16 protein-coding genes are annotated in these 15,968 nt (G+C 46.1%); 8 read left to right on the top strand and 8 right to left on the bottom strand.

Annotation, left to right across the window (positions count from 1 at the left end; translation table 11 throughout):
* Positions 1–13: 13 nt before the first annotated feature.
* The 4 genes from QZ147_RS04525 to QZ147_RS04540 form a co-directional block, all read right to left on the bottom strand.
* Positions 14–838 (bottom strand): YihY family inner membrane protein, encoded by an 825-nt coding sequence (locus QZ147_RS04525; protein WP_295147496.1) that lies wholly within the window; start codon positions 836–838, stop codon positions 14–16.
* 38 nt (positions 839–876) lie between these two features.
* Positions 877–1,278: a hypothetical protein gene (locus QZ147_RS04530; RefSeq protein WP_295147498.1), complete on the bottom strand. Its 402-nt coding sequence runs from the start codon at positions 1,276–1,278 to the stop codon at positions 877–879.
* 301 nt (positions 1,279–1,579) lie between these two features.
* Positions 1,580–2,965 (bottom strand): FAD-linked oxidase C-terminal domain-containing protein, encoded by a 1,386-nt coding sequence (locus QZ147_RS04535; RefSeq protein WP_295147499.1) that lies wholly within the window; start codon positions 2,963–2,965, stop codon positions 1,580–1,582.
* Positions 2,962–3,693 carry a plasminogen-binding N-terminal domain-containing protein gene (locus QZ147_RS04540; protein ID WP_295147502.1) on the bottom strand — a complete coding sequence of 244 codons (732 nt, stop codon included), beginning with the start codon at positions 3,691–3,693 and terminating at the stop codon, positions 2,962–2,964. The genes QZ147_RS04535 and QZ147_RS04540 overlap by 4 nt, the downstream gene beginning before the upstream one ends.
* Positions 3,694–3,813: 120 nt before the next feature.
* On the opposite strand from QZ147_RS04540, the gene QZ147_RS04545 reads away from it, so the two are divergent.
* The 4 genes from QZ147_RS04545 to QZ147_RS04560 all read left to right on the top strand — a co-directional run bounded on the left by QZ147_RS04545 (position 3,814) and on the right by QZ147_RS04560 (position 9,199).
* Positions 3,814–4,983 carry a peptidoglycan DD-metalloendopeptidase family protein gene (locus QZ147_RS04545; RefSeq protein ID WP_295147505.1) on the top strand — a complete coding sequence of 390 codons (1,170 nt, stop codon included), beginning with the start codon at positions 3,814–3,816 and terminating at the stop codon, positions 4,981–4,983.
* 9 nt (positions 4,984–4,992) lie between these two features.
* Complete coding sequence (gene mgtE / locus QZ147_RS04550) at positions 4,993–6,360, top strand: magnesium transporter (RefSeq protein WP_295147508.1); 1,368 nt, start codon at positions 4,993–4,995, stop codon at positions 6,358–6,360.
* Entirely contained in the window at positions 6,345–6,941 is a 597-nt protein-coding gene (locus QZ147_RS04555; RefSeq protein WP_295147510.1) for an NUDIX domain-containing protein, read from the top strand. The genes mgtE and QZ147_RS04555 overlap by 16 nt, the downstream gene beginning before the upstream one ends.
* 164 nt (positions 6,942–7,105) lie before the next feature.
* Entirely contained in the window at positions 7,106–9,199 is a 2,094-nt protein-coding gene (locus QZ147_RS04560) for an RNA degradosome polyphosphate kinase (protein ID WP_295147513.1), read from the top strand.
* A gap of 107 nt (positions 9,200–9,306) precedes the next feature.
* Here QZ147_RS04560 and QZ147_RS04565 read toward each other — a convergent pair whose 3' ends face one another.
* From QZ147_RS04565 to QZ147_RS04580, 4 genes are read right to left on the bottom strand one after another with little or no spacing between them, the layout of a single operon-like run.
* Entirely contained in the window at positions 9,307–10,104 is a 798-nt protein-coding gene (locus tag QZ147_RS04565) for a 3'-5' exonuclease (protein ID WP_295147516.1), read from the bottom strand.
* Positions 10,101–10,748 (bottom strand): ribulose-phosphate 3-epimerase, encoded by a 648-nt coding sequence (rpe, locus tag QZ147_RS04570; protein ID WP_295147518.1) that lies wholly within the window; start codon positions 10,746–10,748, stop codon positions 10,101–10,103. Before rpe ends, QZ147_RS04565 begins: the two co-directional genes overlap by 4 nt.
* 9 nt (positions 10,749–10,757) lie before the next feature.
* A complete protein-coding gene (locus tag QZ147_RS04575) occupies positions 10,758–12,110 on the bottom strand; it encodes a hypothetical protein (RefSeq protein WP_295147520.1) in 1,353 nt (450 codons plus the stop codon).
* Positions 12,107–12,847, bottom strand: coding sequence for a hypothetical protein (locus QZ147_RS04580; RefSeq protein WP_295147523.1), 741 nt, complete (start codon positions 12,845–12,847; stop codon positions 12,107–12,109). The genes QZ147_RS04575 and QZ147_RS04580 overlap by 4 nt, the downstream gene beginning before the upstream one ends.
* A 147-nt stretch (positions 12,848–12,994) precedes the next feature.
* On the opposite strand from QZ147_RS04580, the gene rpmB reads away from it, so the two are divergent.
* Genes rpmB through QZ147_RS04600 form a run of 4 tightly spaced genes read left to right on the top strand, consistent with a single transcriptional unit; the run spans position 12,995 to position 15,789 of the window.
* The gene (rpmB, locus tag QZ147_RS04585) at positions 12,995–13,186 is read left to right on the top strand and encodes a 50S ribosomal protein L28 (RefSeq protein ID WP_295147526.1); all 192 of its coding nucleotides are present in this window, start codon (positions 12,995–12,997) and stop codon (positions 13,184–13,186) included.
* A gap of 21 nt (positions 13,187–13,207) precedes the next feature.
* The gene (locus tag QZ147_RS04590; protein WP_295147529.1) at positions 13,208–14,338 is read left to right on the top strand and encodes a potassium channel protein; all 1,131 of its coding nucleotides are present in this window, start codon (positions 13,208–13,210) and stop codon (positions 14,336–14,338) included.
* Positions 14,331–15,521, top strand: coding sequence for a bifunctional glutamate N-acetyltransferase/amino-acid acetyltransferase ArgJ (gene argJ / locus QZ147_RS04595; RefSeq protein WP_295147531.1), 1,191 nt, complete (start codon positions 14,331–14,333; stop codon positions 15,519–15,521). The genes QZ147_RS04590 and argJ overlap by 8 nt, the downstream gene beginning before the upstream one ends.
* Positions 15,522–15,579: 58 nt before the next feature.
* Positions 15,580–15,789 carry a DUF465 domain-containing protein gene (locus QZ147_RS04600; RefSeq protein ID WP_295147533.1) on the top strand — a complete coding sequence of 70 codons (210 nt, stop codon included), beginning with the start codon at positions 15,580–15,582 and terminating at the stop codon, positions 15,787–15,789.
* Positions 15,790–15,968 lie beyond the last annotated feature (179 nt).

Raw genomic sequence — 15,968 nt, forward strand, 5'->3', positions numbered from 1 at the left:
TTATATTTTGCGTTTAAGCTTTATCGCCTAAATTTTGCAAATACGCGCAAAGCTTAAGCCCGTAAAGATAGATGATCCACGACACGTAAATCCACAAAAAGAAAAACAGCAACACCGAAAACGAGCCATAGATGCTTAAATATGTTTTATTATAAATCGCGTAATAGACGAACGCCGACTTACCCGCATACCACGCAAGCGAGCTCGCAAAGGACGAGACAAGAGCGTTTTTGGGCGCGATAGGCTGACTTACCGAGATTAGATACATCACGCAAAATATCGCCCAAATCACGATATAAGCAAATGCCGCGCGAAAATTTATCCAGCTAGTAAGGCTCGTGGAGTCAAGCAGCTCTTGAAACTCGTTAGATAAGTAAAAGCTAAACGCGACTCCTAACGGCGCTAGCGTGATTAGCGTCCAATACGAGCTTAAAGCGGCGAAAAATCCGCGCTTTTTAGGCGCGGGCATAATCTCGTTTACGACGTATTCGTAATCGATAAAAAACATCGCCGACGTAAAAACGATCGCGGCAAGCCCGATGAGTCCTAGCGCGGAGCTATTTTGCAAAAACGCGTCGATATAGCCTGCCAGTACGTCTTTGTGCGTAGGTAAAAGCGCGGAAAAGACGAATTCTTTAAGGCGCGCGTAGTGGCGGGCGAACGCGGGCATCTGCGTAAAAACCGAAAACGAAAGCAGCATTACGGGGATAATGGCGATAATCGTATGAAAGCTGAGGCTAGACGCGTAGTGCATCAGGCGCTCGTCTTGGATTTTTAACGCGGCCGAGAACCAAATTTTAAGCGTTTGTTTCATCTTTTCAATTTTTTGCGCGGTCATTTTGGGTCCTTAAATTTATGTATTTTACAATGATAAATTTAAATTTGAGCTTGGCGTTCGGCGTCTTTGGCTTCCGAGATTTCGACTAGTTTTTTAAATATCAAATTTTCTAAAAAATCTACGTCTTTTCGCGAATACAAAAATCCCGCACCAAAACCTCTTTTGCTATTTTCGCCTCTTATTTTGATAATTTTTACGCCCCTTACAAAGGCTATACCGTAAGTCATCTCGTCAAATTTTATCTTTTCGGCGTATCTAAACGGCAAAACCTCCCACTCTTTTGAGATGCCGTCTTTTTCTATCCTGATGCCTTTTTGTATCAGCGTTATAAATGCCAAAAATATGAAGCAAACGGCTACGATGTTACCAAGCGTTATTTGAAATTTGTTTCTTTGTAGATATCCATCAATGCATCCAGGATCGCCTTTTTCAAAGCACATTAGATTTATGCCCTGTGATTTAGCCTCCTGTGAGCAAACTATGTCATCGCGATAAAAACAATGTATAGGCTTGCCGTTAATTTTTCTAAATGCGACCCTTCATCAAATAGTCCCATAACGCCAAAGTCTAGACACATTATAAATATGGGTAGTTTTAAAAGCGGATTAGGGGAGATAAGCAAGGCTTCCGCAATCGACGGTTTTGTATGATTTGTTTTTTATAAAATCGGGGCAAGGACGCCGACGCCTACCGCAACGTAGATCATAAATACGGCAAAATCGGCTACGCCTTGCGTCACATTTACAGCCCCATTTTAAACGGGTTTAGGATGTTATTCGGGTCAAACGCCTTTTTGATACTTCTAAAAAGCTCCATCTCGGCATCCGTAAAGGCAAGCGGCATAAACTCGGCCTTGCTGATGCCGATGCCGTGCTCGCCGCTAAGCGTGCCGCCAAGCTCCACTGCGATCTTAAAAATTTCCTCGATCGCCTTGTGTCCGCTCTCTACTTGCGCCGGGTCGGATTTATCTACGACCATGACGTTAGTGTGTACGTTGCCATCCCCAGTGTGTCCGAAGCACGGCACCTGAACGCCGTATTTTTCAGCGACGCCGCCTATGCGCTCTAGCAGCTCGGGCAACTTTGAGCGCGGCACCGTGATGTCCTCGTTTAGCTTTAAATTTCCATAGATATTTATCGCCTGCGAGCAGTTACGGCGGGCAAACCAGATGTCGTTTCGCTCGCCCTCGTCTTTGGCGCGTCTAAATTCGCTAGCGCCGTTTTCTCTAAACACTCGCTCTATCGTGGCTAGATCTTGCTCTAGGCCGTCTAAAACGTCGCCGTCCACGTCTGTGATGAGCAAGGCGCCCGCATCTTGCGGTAGGCCTTTGTTAAATTTAGTCTCGACCGCGCGTATGCAAAGAGCGTCTAAAAATTCCATGGCTACGGGCGTCACGCCTGCTGCCATCGTCTTATAAACGGCGTTCATCGCAGCGTTTACGCTAGGGAAAATTCCCATCGCCGTTTTTCTAAATTTAGGCTTTGCGATGAGTTTTAGCGTGATTTCGGTTATTACCGCTAGCGTGCCCTCGCTGGCTATGAGGATGCCAGCGATATTATATCCCGCGACGTCTTTTATCGTGCGTTTGCCGGCGCGGATCACTTCGCCGTTAGGCAGCACGGCTCGTAGCGCCATGACGTAGTCTTTGGTGATGCCGTATTTTGCCGCGCGCATGCCGCCCGCGTTTTCGCTGACGTTGCCGCCTAGCGTCGAGTAGTCCTGGCTGGCGGGATCTGGCGGGTAGAAAAGGCCTAGCTTCTCTGCTTCGCGCTGTAAATTTATATTTATGCATCCGGGCTGTACGACTGCGACCATGTTTTGCATGTCGATCTCTAGGATTTTGTTCATATGCTTTTCAAATGCAAGCACCACGCCGCCCTCGTGCGCTAGCGCCCCGCCCGTAAAGCCGCTGCCAGCACCCCTAGGAACGATTTTGACCCCGTTTTCGTTGCAGTATTTTAAAATCTCGCTAACGTCTTTTTCGTGGCGCGGGAAAAGCACGCCGTCGGGTAAATGGCGCTTTTTCGTCGCGTCGTAGCAGTAGGCGATCCTGTGCGCGTCGTCGAAGTAAGCGTTATCCGCGCCTAGTAAATTTACAAAAAATTTAGCGTGTTGCGGCGCTATCATCGCTGCTCGCCGTCTTGTTCTAAAAGCCCTTCGTAATGAGCGTCGTAGTTATTTATATGCTCGCCGTCTAGCTTCCAAAATACGGTATCTATATCGCTAACTCTGGTGTAAAACGGCAGTTGATAGTATTCGACCTCGCCGCCCTTAAATTCTTTTAAAATAGCGAAACTTTGGCAGTCCGCAAATACGCTTCGTCCGTCTAGCGCGATGAAAATCAGCCCCGCCGCGCTTTGGCTGCACATTTTACGAAAGTCGTCGCGATTAGGATTAGGCTTATACTCGTAGCTTAGATACGCGCCTACGATGTCGGGATGTATAAATATCATATTAGGAAACGCGGAGATCACCTCATCGTAAATTTCTTTATTAGGCACTACGATAACCGAGCGGTTATAAAGATAATTTAGCACGATCTCGTCGCCGTTTTGCGGAGCGATACCGGGAAGCGGCAGCGCCGGCTGAGCTAACGTATCGAATACTTCAAAGCGCACTTTCGCGAATCCTCCGCTTTTACTTACGACGCTAACTCGCGCGATAATCGTCTCGTCCGTGCGAAATTTATGCATCACCACGCCGCTTGATCCCACCAAAATTTCGGGACTATCGGCTATCGTAGCCGTATCGTCCGCATCTATACTAATGATAGGCGCGCGGTACTCTTTAAGCTCGAAATTAGCGCCCAAAAGCGAACTTAGAAAAAGCGATAAAATAAGGATTAAACGTCTCAAATTTCTACTCCCGTAAATTTAAAAATTTTGCGGCGATTATATCTTAAATTGCTTTATTTTTGCAAAATTAAAGCAATTTTTTAGTAACATTAGCGCCGATTTTTACGAAAAAGGATAGGGATGTTTAAAGCGCTAGCGGTTTTTTTTATCGTAGCTATAAATTTGTATGCGATAAGGCCTAGCGTTGAAAATTTAGAGTGGCAAAACGGGGTTTCGCTATCGCAGTTTTTAGAGGCCAACGGTATGCCGTACTCGCTATATAACGGACTTGAAGACGAGGATAAAGAGCTGGCCGCAGAGATAAAAGCTGGGGCTCCGTATCAAATTTTACGCGATAAATCAAATCAAATTTCGCAGGTTTTAATCCCCATTAACGAAGAGCTGCAAATCCACATTTTTAAAGACAAAAAAGATAATTATAAATTAGAATTTATTCCTATTTCTTATCAAACCGAAGATAAAATTTTAAGCTTTAAAATAGAAAAATCGGTATCGGAAGATATTTTTAGCTACACGGGCTCGGGCTCGCTGGCAAATAGCTTTCATCAAATTTTTAAAGGCGAAAGCGTCGATTTTAAAAAGCTAAACAGGGGCGACCGCGTCGTCATCGTCTATACGCAAAAAAAGCGCTTAGGCCGAGTATTCGGCAATTCGCAAATCCACGCGGCGTTTATCGAAACCAAAAACAAGCGCTACGTAATGTATGAATACGACGACAAATTTTACGACAGAACCGGTAAAAAAAGCGATAAATTTTTACTAATCCGCCCTATTTTAAACGCTCGCGTTACGTCGCCTTTTACGCTTAAACGCTACCATCCGATACTTCGCAGATACCGCGCGCACCTAGGCGTAGACTACGGCGCTCCGCGCGGTACTCCGATAAGGGCCGCGGGCGACGGGCTAGTAAAATTCGTAGGGGTTAAAAATGGCTACGGCAGAGTAGTTATAATTAGGCACGCAGGCGGTTACGAAACCCTATACGCGCATCTAAACGACTTCGCAAAGGGTTTAAGAAGCGGCATAAACGTAAAGCAAGGCACGTTAATAGCATACGTAGGATCAAGCGGTATGAGCACCGGACCGCATCTGCATTTCGGACTTTATCTAAATAACAATCCGATAAACCCCGAGAGTGCCATCAAAGTCGTAAAAGCCCTGACGGATCAAAAAGAAGCGGCCAAATTTAAGCAAATCGTAAACGAAAACGACGAAAAAATCAAACGAGCGATAGCCGAAGACAAAGCCTTACAAAAATTTCAATCTTTCCCCGATTTTATAGAATTTTAAAGGGTAATAATGAACGCAGAATTTGAGGAAGCCAAGGAGCTGATCGACCGCCACCTGGACGAACAAGGCGAAAACGCAGAACTAGCGCCCTACGAGCTAGCCCAGCACCTAAAAACCTTAAAAAAGCACGACGAGGAGCTTTTTGCAGAGTATCTAGAAAAGCTAGATCCCGAGATCCTGGGCGACGTAGCCATCGAGATGCCGGATCACATGCTAAAAGACGTGATCGAGCAGCTACCCGCAGAAAAGATCGTAGAGGCGCTAGAAGAGCTAGAAAGCGACGATGCGACCGATTTGCTTCAATACATCGAAGACATCGACGAAAACAAGGCCAGAGAGCTTTTTAACGAGCTAGATAGAGACAATCAAAACGAAATTTTAAGGCTTAGAAGCTACGAAGAAGATAGAGCCGGCGCGCACATGCAGACCGAGCTTTTCTCCGCACATTTAGAGGAGAAGCTAGGAAACGCCGTAGCTAGGCTTAGGCGCGAGAAGCAAGAGGGAAAACTAGAAAACGTCTCGCAGCTTTTTATCGTCGATAAAGAGGGCGTTTTGGAGTATGCCATCCCACTTGAAGACCTGATACTTTTTGATTTTTCAAAGACTTTAAAGCAAAACATAGAGGAAGCGCAAGCCGATCGCTACAAACCCCACGTCGCAAACGATATGGACCTCATGCAAGACGTAGCCGACATGGTGCAAGACTACGACCTAAACGTCATCGCCGTAACTAGCAGCACTGGCATACTGCTAGGCCGAATAACCGCCGACGATATCCACGACTATATCCAAGAAAGCGCCACGGAGCAAATTTATAATCTTGCCGGCGTCGACGACGAAGCCGAAGAGGACGATACGCTTTTAAAAGCCGGCCGCGGCCGCGCCGTCTGGCTGGCTATAAATTTACTAACCGCGCTTTTTAGCTCGTTTATTATCGGGCTTTTTGACGAAACGATCGCCGCGTACGTAGCGCTTGCGGTTTTAATGCCTATCGTGGCGTCCATGGGCGGAAACACCGGCACGCAGGCACTAGCCGTTACTGTGCGCAGGCTAGCCTTGGGCGAGATCGAGTTTAAAGACGCCAAAAGCGTCTTAAAACGCGAGGTGAGTATTTCGCTTATAAACGGGCTAATTTTCGGCGCGGCGATGGGCGTGATCGCAGCGGTTTGGTTTAACAAAGGCATGCTAGGCGTCGTAATCGCTCTTAGCATGGTTACAAACCTATTTTTCGCGGGCTTTTTCGGTACTATAATACCTCTGACTCTAAGGCGCTTTAATATAGACCCCGCCGTAGGCTCCGCGGTCATTCTTACGACGTTTACCGACGCGATAGGATTTTTTAGCTTTTTAGGACTGGCAAAATGGATACTATTATAACCGACATCGAAATTTCCGAGATGCCCGAATCTAATTTTATAAAGCCTTATAGTATAAATTTTACGCAAAACGGCGCGCGCCGCCGATGGGACTGCGTCAAAGTACACGACAGCGTATCGGTACTGCTTTACCACGAGCAAAAAGACGCGTTTTTATTCGTTAAGCAGTTTCGCCCGGCGGTGTGGTATAACCTGCAAAAAGAGGGTTTAAATTCCGCCGAAATAGGCTACACCTACGAACTTTGCGCGGGGCTAATGGATAAGGGCAAAAGTTTGGAGCAAACTATCCGCGAGGAAGCGGCCGAGGAGGTAGGCTACGAGCTTTGCGAAATAAGGCGCATTACTACGACTTACGGTTCGTTCGGCTTCGGAGGCAACGCGCAGACGATGTTTTACGCGCGAATTAACGAAAATATGCGCGTAAACGAAGGCGGCGGCATCGACGGCGAAGATATAAAGCTAGTTTTTATTCCTAGAACTCAGGCCAAAAATTTTATGTACGACGAGAGTAAAGTTAAGGGATTTGGGTTATTATTCGCCTTGCTGTGGTGGAGCGGAGAATTTTGCAAAAGTTTAGAATGATATTTTTTTAAATACCGCAAATATCGCTACGAACGCCAAGAAAATTCCGACTAAAATAACGTAATCAGACATTGCTTTCCTTTGAGAATTTGCGTTATTGTAGCTAAATTTAGCCGAATTTTAACCGACTAATCATAAAATAGACAAATTTTAAAGGATAAAAAATGAGCGACGAAAATAGCCTATTTATAAATAGAGAGCTTAGCTGGCTGCGCTTTAATACGCGCGTTTTAGCTCAATGCGAAAAAGATATCCCGCTACTTGAAAAGCTAAAATTTCTAGCGATTTATATGACGAATTTGGACGAATTTTACATGATCCGCATCGCCGGACTTAAACAGCTATTCGCCGCGGGCGTCACCACTAGCGGCGAGGACGAGATGAGCCCGCTAGATCAACTAAAAGCGATCCGCAAATATCTCCAAGGCGAGCAAAAGGTAGTGGAAAGGCACTACGAAAATGCAAAACTAGGACTCGCTAGGCAAAATTTATTCATCAAAAACTACGACGAACTAGACGGCGCGCTAAAAGCCAAATGCGACGAATATTTTTTCTCGAATATCCTACCCGTCATCGTACCTATCGCGGTAGACGCGACGCACCCTTTCCCGCATCTGAACAACCTTAGCTTCTCGCTCGCCGTAAAGCTGGCGGACGTCGAGCATCCCGAAATTTTAAAATTCGGCATGATCCGAATTTCGCGCGTTTTGCCGAGATTTTGCCAACCTAGCGCAAACGTTTACGTGCCTATTGAAACCGTCGTGCATCGCCATGCGGAAGAGATTTTCCCCGGATACCGCCTAATTAGCTCGGCGGCTTTTAGAGTCACGCGAAACGCCGATATCGTTATCGAAGAGGAAGAGGCCGACGATTTTATGCTGATTTTGGAGCAAGGACTGAAACTGCGCCGAAAAGGGGCTTTCGTGCGAATGCAAATAGCCGCCGACGCGGATACGGAAATTTTGGAATTTTTAAATTTCCATATGAAAATTTTCCACAAAGACATCTATTTCTCATCCGTTCCGCTAACGCTAGGCTCGCTTTGGCAGATCGCGGGGAATAAAGATTTCAGCCATCTGGCAAACCCGCCCTACGCGCCCAAAACCTTGCCGCCCTTCGGCGATAACGTAAATATTTTCGATGCCATAGATAAAGAGGACGTGCTGCTAATCCACCCTTTTGAAAGCTTCGATCCCGTCGTGCAGTTTATTAAAGAGGCGTGCAAGGACCCCAAGGTTATATCTATTAGAATGACGCTTTACCGCGTGGATAAAAACTCGCCGATCATTCAAAGCCTAATCGACGCCGCAAGCGACGGCAAGCAAGTAACGGTAATGGTCGAGCTAAAAGCGCGCTTTGACGAGGAAAACAACCTGCACTGGGCAAAGGCGCTAGAAGACGCGGGCGCGCACGTGATCTACGGCATTACGGGCTTTAAAGTGCATGCCAAGATAAGCCAAGTCATCCGTCAAATGGGCGACAAGCTAAAATTTTACATGCACCTAGGCACGGGCAACTATAACGGCAGCTCGGCTAAAATTTACACCGACGTAAGCCTGTTTACGAGCCGCGAAGAGTTTGCTAACGACTCGACTACCTTTTTTCACATCTTGTCGGGATACAATAAAAATCGCCGTCTAAATACCCTTTCGATGTCACCCTTTCAGATAAAAGAGCGCATCGTCGAAAAGATAAAATTCGAGGCGAGCAAGGGCGAGCAAGGGCGTATAATCGCTAAAATGAACGCGCTAATCGACGCAGACGTAATAAAAGAGCTAAGCCTAGCCTCAAAAGCGGGCGTAAAGATCGACCTCATCGTGCGCGGCGTGTGCGGACTGCGCCCGGGCGTAGCAGGCAAAAGCGAGAATATCCGCGTGCGCTCGATCATCGGCAAATACCTAGAACACGCGAGAATTTTGTATTTTAAACACGCCGAACCTAAAATTTACATTTCGAGCGCGGACTGGATGCCGCGAAATTTGGAGCGCAGATTGGAGCTGATGACGCCGATATTCGAGCCGCGCCTGCAAGAGAGGCTGCTAGAAATTTTAGAGCTTCAGCTAAACGACAACGACTTGGCGTTTGAGCTACAAAACGACGGCGAATATCAAAAGGTAGCGCGCAAAGAAGGCGAAAAAATCATAAATTCGCACGAAATTTTGGAAAATTACATCTCTAAAATTTATAAATCCGTAAAAAAAGATACGGACAAAGCCAAAGCCGATCTAATCGCGGCTAAGCTCTTAAAAGAGAGTTGATTAGTATTTTAGCGAGCCCAAATTCGCGGCTTGCGAGAATGAAATTTGCGCTTAAATTTACGAATCGTAAAATTTAAGCCCGAAGTTAGCGCGGCGAGACGGCGCGTTTAGCCCGCGAGGGAGGGATTCGGATTTATTTTCATACTCGGCGCGCTCTTGCTAAATTTTATCAGATCCTCCGTCGTCTGCACGCTAAACGGCAACTTCGTAAACGCGTATTTTAAAATCTCGCTCGCCGATATCGCGTCGTTTAGCGCGCGGTGGTGGGCGTTATGTATGCCTAGCAGTTCTTTTAGAGAGTCTAGTCCGTATTTTTGCGAGGCGATCGTGCGGCGCGCCAAATCTATCGTGCAGAGTTTGCGATTTAGTAAAATTCCAAGCCCGATCCGAGAGAGGCTGTGCGAGATAAATCCGTAGTCGAAATTTACGTTATGCGCGACGAACACGGCTTCGCCTAGGAAAATCTTAAACCTTTCAAGCGCGCTTTTTAGGCTAGGAGCGCCTATTAGATCAAGAGCGCTAATGCCGGTTAGCTGCGTGATATTTTCAGGTACCTCGGGTGCTGCTACGAAGGTTTCAAACCGCCCTATTTCGCAGCCGTTTTGCAATCTGATCGCGCCTATTTCGATGATCTGCCCGCTATTTACGCCGCCGCTTGTTTCTATATCCACGACGCAAAATTCCTGCTCGTCTATCCCGCGAAAGCGCGTGGCTAGCTCGACTTCGCCTAGCTCGTTTTTACCTACGTCAAGCCCGAGCGCGCGCCACATAGATAGATCGCACGCGTCGATAACGGCGGAAATTTCCGGTACGTCCGAAAATTTTGCAACGAACTCGGCGTAAGGCATACTTTTGCCGGCAAGCAAATTTAGCAAATTTTCGAGGCGTTGAGCGTTTTTTTTCAAAATTCCATCTTTATAGAACTAATCGCCTGCGAATAGGAATTAGACGAAAAAATATAACTGCCCGCGACTAAAATATCAGCGCCCGCCTCCTCTAAATCGGGCGCGTTTAACCCGTTTACACCGCCGTCGATTTCGATTAGGCACTTTGCGCCCTTGGCATCGATTAGCTCGCGAAGGCGGCGCGTTTTATCAAGCACCGACGACATAAAGCTCTGCCCGCCGAATCCTGGATTTACGCTCATTAAAAGCACCATATCTACGTCGTTTATTATATATTCAAGCGCGGATATCGGCGTATGCGGATTTAACGCGACGGCGGGGCTTACGCCGCGCTTTCTAACGTGATCGATTAGGCGAAGCGGGTGCTTCTCCTCCTCGACGTGAAAGCTTAAAAATTTAGGCTTTAACGGCAAAAAAAGATCGGCGAAAAAGGTATTGTTTTGCACCATTAGATGAATGTCTAGCGGCTTTGTAGCCGCCTTTGCGACGGCGTTTACGACGACGGGTCCGATGGTGAGGTTAGGCACGAAATGTCCGTCCATAACGTCTACGTGAACTAAATCCGCCCCTGCTTCGCAGATCGCCGCGATTTCCTCGCCAAGCCGCCCGAAATCGGCCGATAAAATACTCGGTGCTACATACATTTTTTTCCTTTATTTAGTTACGAATAGAGCGCCTACCCGGGTCTGCCCCGCGCTTAGCAAGACCTGCGCGCCCTTACCCTCGCCGCTTCTTGCGTATTTGCCGCAAATTTTGGGGGCGCACAGCTTCGTATTTAAATTAAGCGCGGCAAAAAGCGCCGAAATTCGGGTTAAAATTAGCTCGAATATCTCTCTCGCTCCGCCGTTTTCGTCCTCTATACATAAAATTTTATGCATTTTTTGGACCGCCGAAATTTCTAGCGCGAGTATAATTTTTATCTCGAATTCGCCGTAAAATAGAGCGCTAGCGTAAATCCCGCCCTCGCTTACTTCGTAGCTAAACGGCGAAATTTGCGTGCTTGCGGTAAAATTTTCGCCGTAAAGCGGCTCCAAAACGCCCGTCGCGCAAGAAACGATCTGCGGTAAAATTTCTACGATATCTTTGGTTATACGCCTAGCGGAGGCATCCTCCGCAATCCGCGCGCTAACGGCGGAAGCGCCCTTTACGCCGTCAAAAAACGCGTCTAAATTCTTATAAATTAAGATATTAGCGCCTTTTAGCAGTAAAACCAAGCTTTCGGATAAGCTGCCCTCATTAAGCCCGCAAAGCGCGAGCGTCGCGCCTAGCTTCGCTCCTTGCGCGCTAAGTTTAATCAAAAAACTCGCTCCGTGCGCGTTTAATCCGCTAGCCGTATTTATCCAAAACGCGAAATTTTTAAACCCCGAGCGTAAAAACCTCTCGTATCCTTCTTTATCGAATTTACTCGCGAATTCAGAATCGATTAGTCCGCTAGCGCGGTAAATTACCGCCTCTTTTCTAATAAAAATTTCCAAATCCTTACTAGAAAAAACCGCGTGCGTTTTAGAGCCGATCGCGCACGTAAATTTCGGCTTTAACTCCGAAAATTCGCGCTTACCGACCGCCGCTTGCGTATCGTATCCGCGCTCTTTTAGATATCCTTGCATCAAACGCCTATACTGCGCATTTTCGTTAAACAATAAAATTTCGCCGCACTCCTCGACGCGCTCGCCTAAAAATAAGCTAGCGATTCGCCTCGTTTCAAATAGCGATAAACCGGGCGTATTACCGCAAAATTTCACTAACAGGTCGCAAAGCGCGTCGCTAAAATCGCAAACGCCGGCGCTTATTTTTAGCTCTTTGCAAACGCTAATTAGCTCCGCTAGCGCTTGCTTTACGCTCGCTTCATCGAAAAGCACGACGTATTTTAGCGATAGCAACGCGCAAGCGCTATTTTTTATTAAAATTTGCCTTTTTTGCTCGGGCTTAATCTTAAACTCGGGCGCATTTTGTAAAAACCCAAACGGCGTAAAAATCGCGAGCGAGCCCTGGAATACGAGTTTCATCTCATCGCCCTGTTAAAATCCAAAACCATTTCGTAGCTCGCCCCGCTTTGCAGCGCGATGACTTCCGAAAATTTAAACGCCCGAAATTCGGGTCTTTGCAGCTCGTAAATTAAAAGTAGCTCAAAATAATAAATTACGCGACGATTGATCACACTAACTTTATTAAAGTCCCAATCTACCGCTTCGCAAGCGATTTTAAGCAGCCCCTTTCCCCACGAATTTCTCAAAATTTTATCGTAGCTTAGGTCTGAGATTTTAATGATTTGCTCTAAATTTTCGCGGTCCGCGAAAGCTAACTCGCATACGATAAAAATAAGCGAGGCGCTTGAAGCGAGAGTTAAATTTTGAGCGTTTTTCTTCCTAATATGAGTTAGAATTTTAACCCAATCGGCTAAAATTCGCGCGTTAAATTCGACTAACTTCATAGCGTCGACGTTAAAAATTTTCCAGCTTTTGGGAGATTTTAAAAAAAATGCGTAGGAAATCACGACCGCGCGAAAAATATCTTCGCCGACGCTCTTTGCGAAATCGCTTAGATCTTGCGGGTGCTCGCTAGCGCAAAAACCGCCTTTTTTAGCGACCGCGGAAAAATAAACCCGAAACATTTTATCGGTTTGAAGCGCATCGATAGCGGCTTGCGTATCGCCGATATCTAGCGCGTCTTGAAACTTTAAAACGACTTCCGGAGTATTTAAAACGTGCCGTAAAATTTTATCCGCTTGATCTAAAAAAAGCATAAACCTACTTTAATTTTTATCGAATTTTGCGTGATTTTATCTACTTTTTCATAAAAACAAATTTAACCGAATTTTCAGGCTTTTAAGCGCCGATTTTGTTTATTTTGGATACAATCTGCCGAAATTTTTGTTTAAGAAGGATGAAAAATGTCAAGAAAATGCGCTATTACAGGCAAAGGTCCGATGGTCGGCAACAACGTAAGCCACGCCAAGAATAGGACTAAAAGAAGATTTTTGCCTAATCTTCGCACGATTCGCGTTACGCTAGAAGACGGTACGACTAGAAAAATAAAAGTCGCGGCTTCTACGCTAAGAACGATGAAAAAGCAATCAAACTGATATGAAATTTAAGAGGAATTTATGTCTTTGCTAGCAAGGCTGTTAAAATTCCTCAACTGGTCTAGCTCCCAAAAACCCGAAATCAATCTAAATACAGAACTTTACGAACAACTCCGACCGTTTAGGCTACCGCTGATATGCGTCGTCTTAATGATGATGTTCGGCGCGCTAGGATACGTTTTTATCGACAACTTCACGCTAATCGACGCGCTTTATCAAGCGGGAATGACCTTTACTACGGTCGGCTTTACTGAGGTCGCGCCGATCTCGGCAAAAGGGCGACTCTTTACCATCACGTTTATTCTGCTGGGATTTGCGGTTTTTACTTTTTCCATCGGTATTTTAATCGAGGTTTTAAAAAAGGGAGCTTTGATAAATATCTTAAAGGAAAGACGCATGCTTTACAAAATCGCGCGGCTTAAAAACCACTTCGTCATCTGCTACCACAATCTCTACACCATCGAGCTTAGCGCGCAATTTCGCGAAAACCACATTCCTTTCGTAGTGGTAGATAGCAGAGAAGATCTGCCCGAGCTTGCAGAAAAATACAAATATCCGTATTTCATAAACGCCTTGCCCCACACGCAAACGGCGTTTTTAAAGACGCACCTTTCAAGCGCAAAAGGACTTATTACGCTTAGCCCAAATATCGCCGATAATATCGCGCTAATAGCGTCGGTGCGCCTTTATGAAAAGGAAATCGATAGACGCAGGGCGTATTTTGTTATGACTAATTCCGATAACGAAGACGATGCCGAGCGACTTAAAAAACTAGGCGCAAATACCGTCGTCAGCCCCTCTCGTCTAGTCGCTCAGCGCCTAAGCGCGATGAGCGTGCGTCCCGACATGGAAAATTTGCTCGAACAATTTTTATATAAAAAAGACTCGCCTATCGACATCGAGGAAATTTTAGTACCCGATTATTCCTGGGTGCGTTTTAAACGCTTAAGAGAGACTCATTTGAGGAATATAACGAACGTCGACGTAGTAGGTATCCGCGACGCAAACGGTAAATTTATCCCGATGCCCACGGGCGATACGCTAATCGGAACCGGCACTAAGCTGCTAGTAATCGGAACCGTCGAAGGCATCCGTTTAACCAAGCGCGTTATAAAAAATAAACACAAACCCGAGGAGTTTAAATATGTTTAAGATTGTGCCGCTGGAACGCGGATTAGAAAACATTGACGGATTTTATTTCGGCGGCGTGAGTGCGGGCTTTAAAAAAGATGGCAACGATCTAGGATTTATCCGCGCGCAGGAGCCCGTGGACGTAAGCGCTAAATTTACGTCGAATAAATTTAAAGCCGCGCCGATTCGCCATTTTTTGCGCTACGGACAAAATTTTAAGACGAATTTTATCTTGCTAAATTCCAAAAACGCGAACGCAATGACCGGCGCAGCGGGCGTTAGCGACATAGACGCGCTATTTGACGAACTGAAAACGCGCATAAATTTTAAGCTGATAAACCCCGTGATGAGCTCTACGGGCGTAATCGGCTACCGACTAAATTTACCTAAAATTTCGGCCGCATTTAGCAAATTCGACTTTGACGCAAGAGATAGCGACGCCGCGGTAAGAGCGATCATGACGACGGATAGCTTTAAAAAAGAGCTTGCTTACGAAGTCGTTTTAGCGGACGGATCAAAATTTAAGATCGCGGCGATCTGCAAGGGTGCCGGGATGATAAATCCTTGTCTTGCTACGATGCTTTGCTTTATTCTAACCGACGCTGACGTGCCGAAGGCCGATATGGACGCGCTTTTAAGCGAGGCTTGCGAGCAAAGCTTTAACGCCGTAAGCGTCGACGGCGACACTTCTACGAACGACACGGCGATGCTACTAACCTCGCGAACGGCTAAAATTTACGACAAAGAGGCATTTAGGGCGGCGCTAAATAAAATCACGAAAGAGCTAGCTTTGATGCTAGTACGCGACGGAGAAGGCGGCACGAAAGTAGTCGAGTTTGAGGTATGCGGCGCGGCGGATGAGTTTCAAGCGCAATGCGTGGCAAAGGCGCTATCAAATTCTCTGCTAGTAAAGACGGCGATATTCGGCGAGGATCCAAACTGGGGGCGTATAGCCTCCACGATAGGTGCAAGCGGGGTAGAGTGCGACGATGCAAAACTAATAATCCGCTACGACGACGTTTTGGTCTACGACGACGCGCACCGCGAGTTAGACGAGGCGCGCGAGGCGGCCGCCCACGCGGTAATGAAAAAATCAAGCTATAAAATTAGCTGCGACTTGGGTATGGGCGGCGCGAAATTTAGCGCTTACGGCTGCGATTTGGGACACGAATACGTAAGCATTAACGCCGACTACCGCTCATAATCAAAAATTTACGTAATTTTGGGTAAGATTTTACAAACCAACAAAAAAAGGAGAAAAAATGCTACATGAATACACCGACTTAATCAAGGAACTCCGCGCAAAAAACGCGCATTTTGACAAAATTTGCCAAAAACACGACGATCTTAACGATCAAATCGATAAGATCGGCGCGGGCAATGATTTGGAGCTAGATAAGCTAAAAAAGGAAAAACTATTGCTAAAAGACGAAATTTACGCGATGGTTTTGAAATATAAGAATGAAAAATAATACTTTTACCAAGCCGCCCGGCTTGGCTCTGCTTTTTATCCGATTTATACTGGTCCTATTTTAACCTATTTTACTTCTTAGACGCATACGTGACTAAGAATTTACAATACTGCTGGATTCCTGTGTTAGGCGTGATCTCCATGCAATTGCAACAAAAGAAACACACGATAATATTAAAA

It is taken from the genome of uncultured Campylobacter sp., assembly GCF_905371695.1.
Lineage (GTDB): Bacteria > Campylobacterota > Campylobacteria > Campylobacterales > Campylobacteraceae > Campylobacter_A.

Excerpts from the sequence above, each read along its gene's own strand:
- QZ147_RS04525 (WP_295147496.1), bottom strand. The coding sequence starts at position 838 with ATGACCGCGCAAAAAATTGAAAAGATGAAACAAACGCTTAAAATTTGG.
- QZ147_RS04530 (WP_295147498.1), bottom strand. The coding sequence starts at position 1,278 with ATGTGCTTTGAAAAAGGCGATCCTGGATGCATTGATGGATATCTACAA.
- QZ147_RS04535 (WP_295147499.1), bottom strand. The coding sequence starts at position 2,965 with ATGATAGCGCCGCAACACGCTAAATTTTTTGTAAATTTACTAGGCGCG.
- QZ147_RS04545 (WP_295147505.1), top strand. The coding sequence starts at position 3,814 with ATGTTTAAAGCGCTAGCGGTTTTTTTTATCGTAGCTATAAATTTGTAT.
- mgtE (WP_295147508.1), top strand. The coding sequence starts at position 4,993 with ATGAACGCAGAATTTGAGGAAGCCAAGGAGCTGATCGACCGCCACCTG.
- QZ147_RS04555 (WP_295147510.1), top strand. The coding sequence starts at position 6,345 with ATGGATACTATTATAACCGACATCGAAATTTCCGAGATGCCCGAATCT.
- QZ147_RS04560 (WP_295147513.1), top strand. The coding sequence starts at position 7,106 with ATGAGCGACGAAAATAGCCTATTTATAAATAGAGAGCTTAGCTGGCTG.
- rpe (WP_295147518.1), bottom strand. The coding sequence starts at position 10,748 with ATGTATGTAGCACCGAGTATTTTATCGGCCGATTTCGGGCGGCTTGGC.
- QZ147_RS04575 (WP_295147520.1), bottom strand. The coding sequence starts at position 12,110 with ATGAAACTCGTATTCCAGGGCTCGCTCGCGATTTTTACGCCGTTTGGG.
- QZ147_RS04580 (WP_295147523.1), bottom strand. The coding sequence starts at position 12,847 with ATGCTTTTTTTAGATCAAGCGGATAAAATTTTACGGCACGTTTTAAAT.
- rpmB (WP_295147526.1), top strand. The coding sequence starts at position 12,995 with ATGTCAAGAAAATGCGCTATTACAGGCAAAGGTCCGATGGTCGGCAAC.
- QZ147_RS04590 (WP_295147529.1), top strand. The coding sequence starts at position 13,208 with ATGTCTTTGCTAGCAAGGCTGTTAAAATTCCTCAACTGGTCTAGCTCC.
- argJ (WP_295147531.1), top strand. The coding sequence starts at position 14,331 with ATGTTTAAGATTGTGCCGCTGGAACGCGGATTAGAAAACATTGACGGA.
- QZ147_RS04600 (WP_295147533.1), top strand. The coding sequence starts at position 15,580 with ATGCTACATGAATACACCGACTTAATCAAGGAACTCCGCGCAAAAAAC.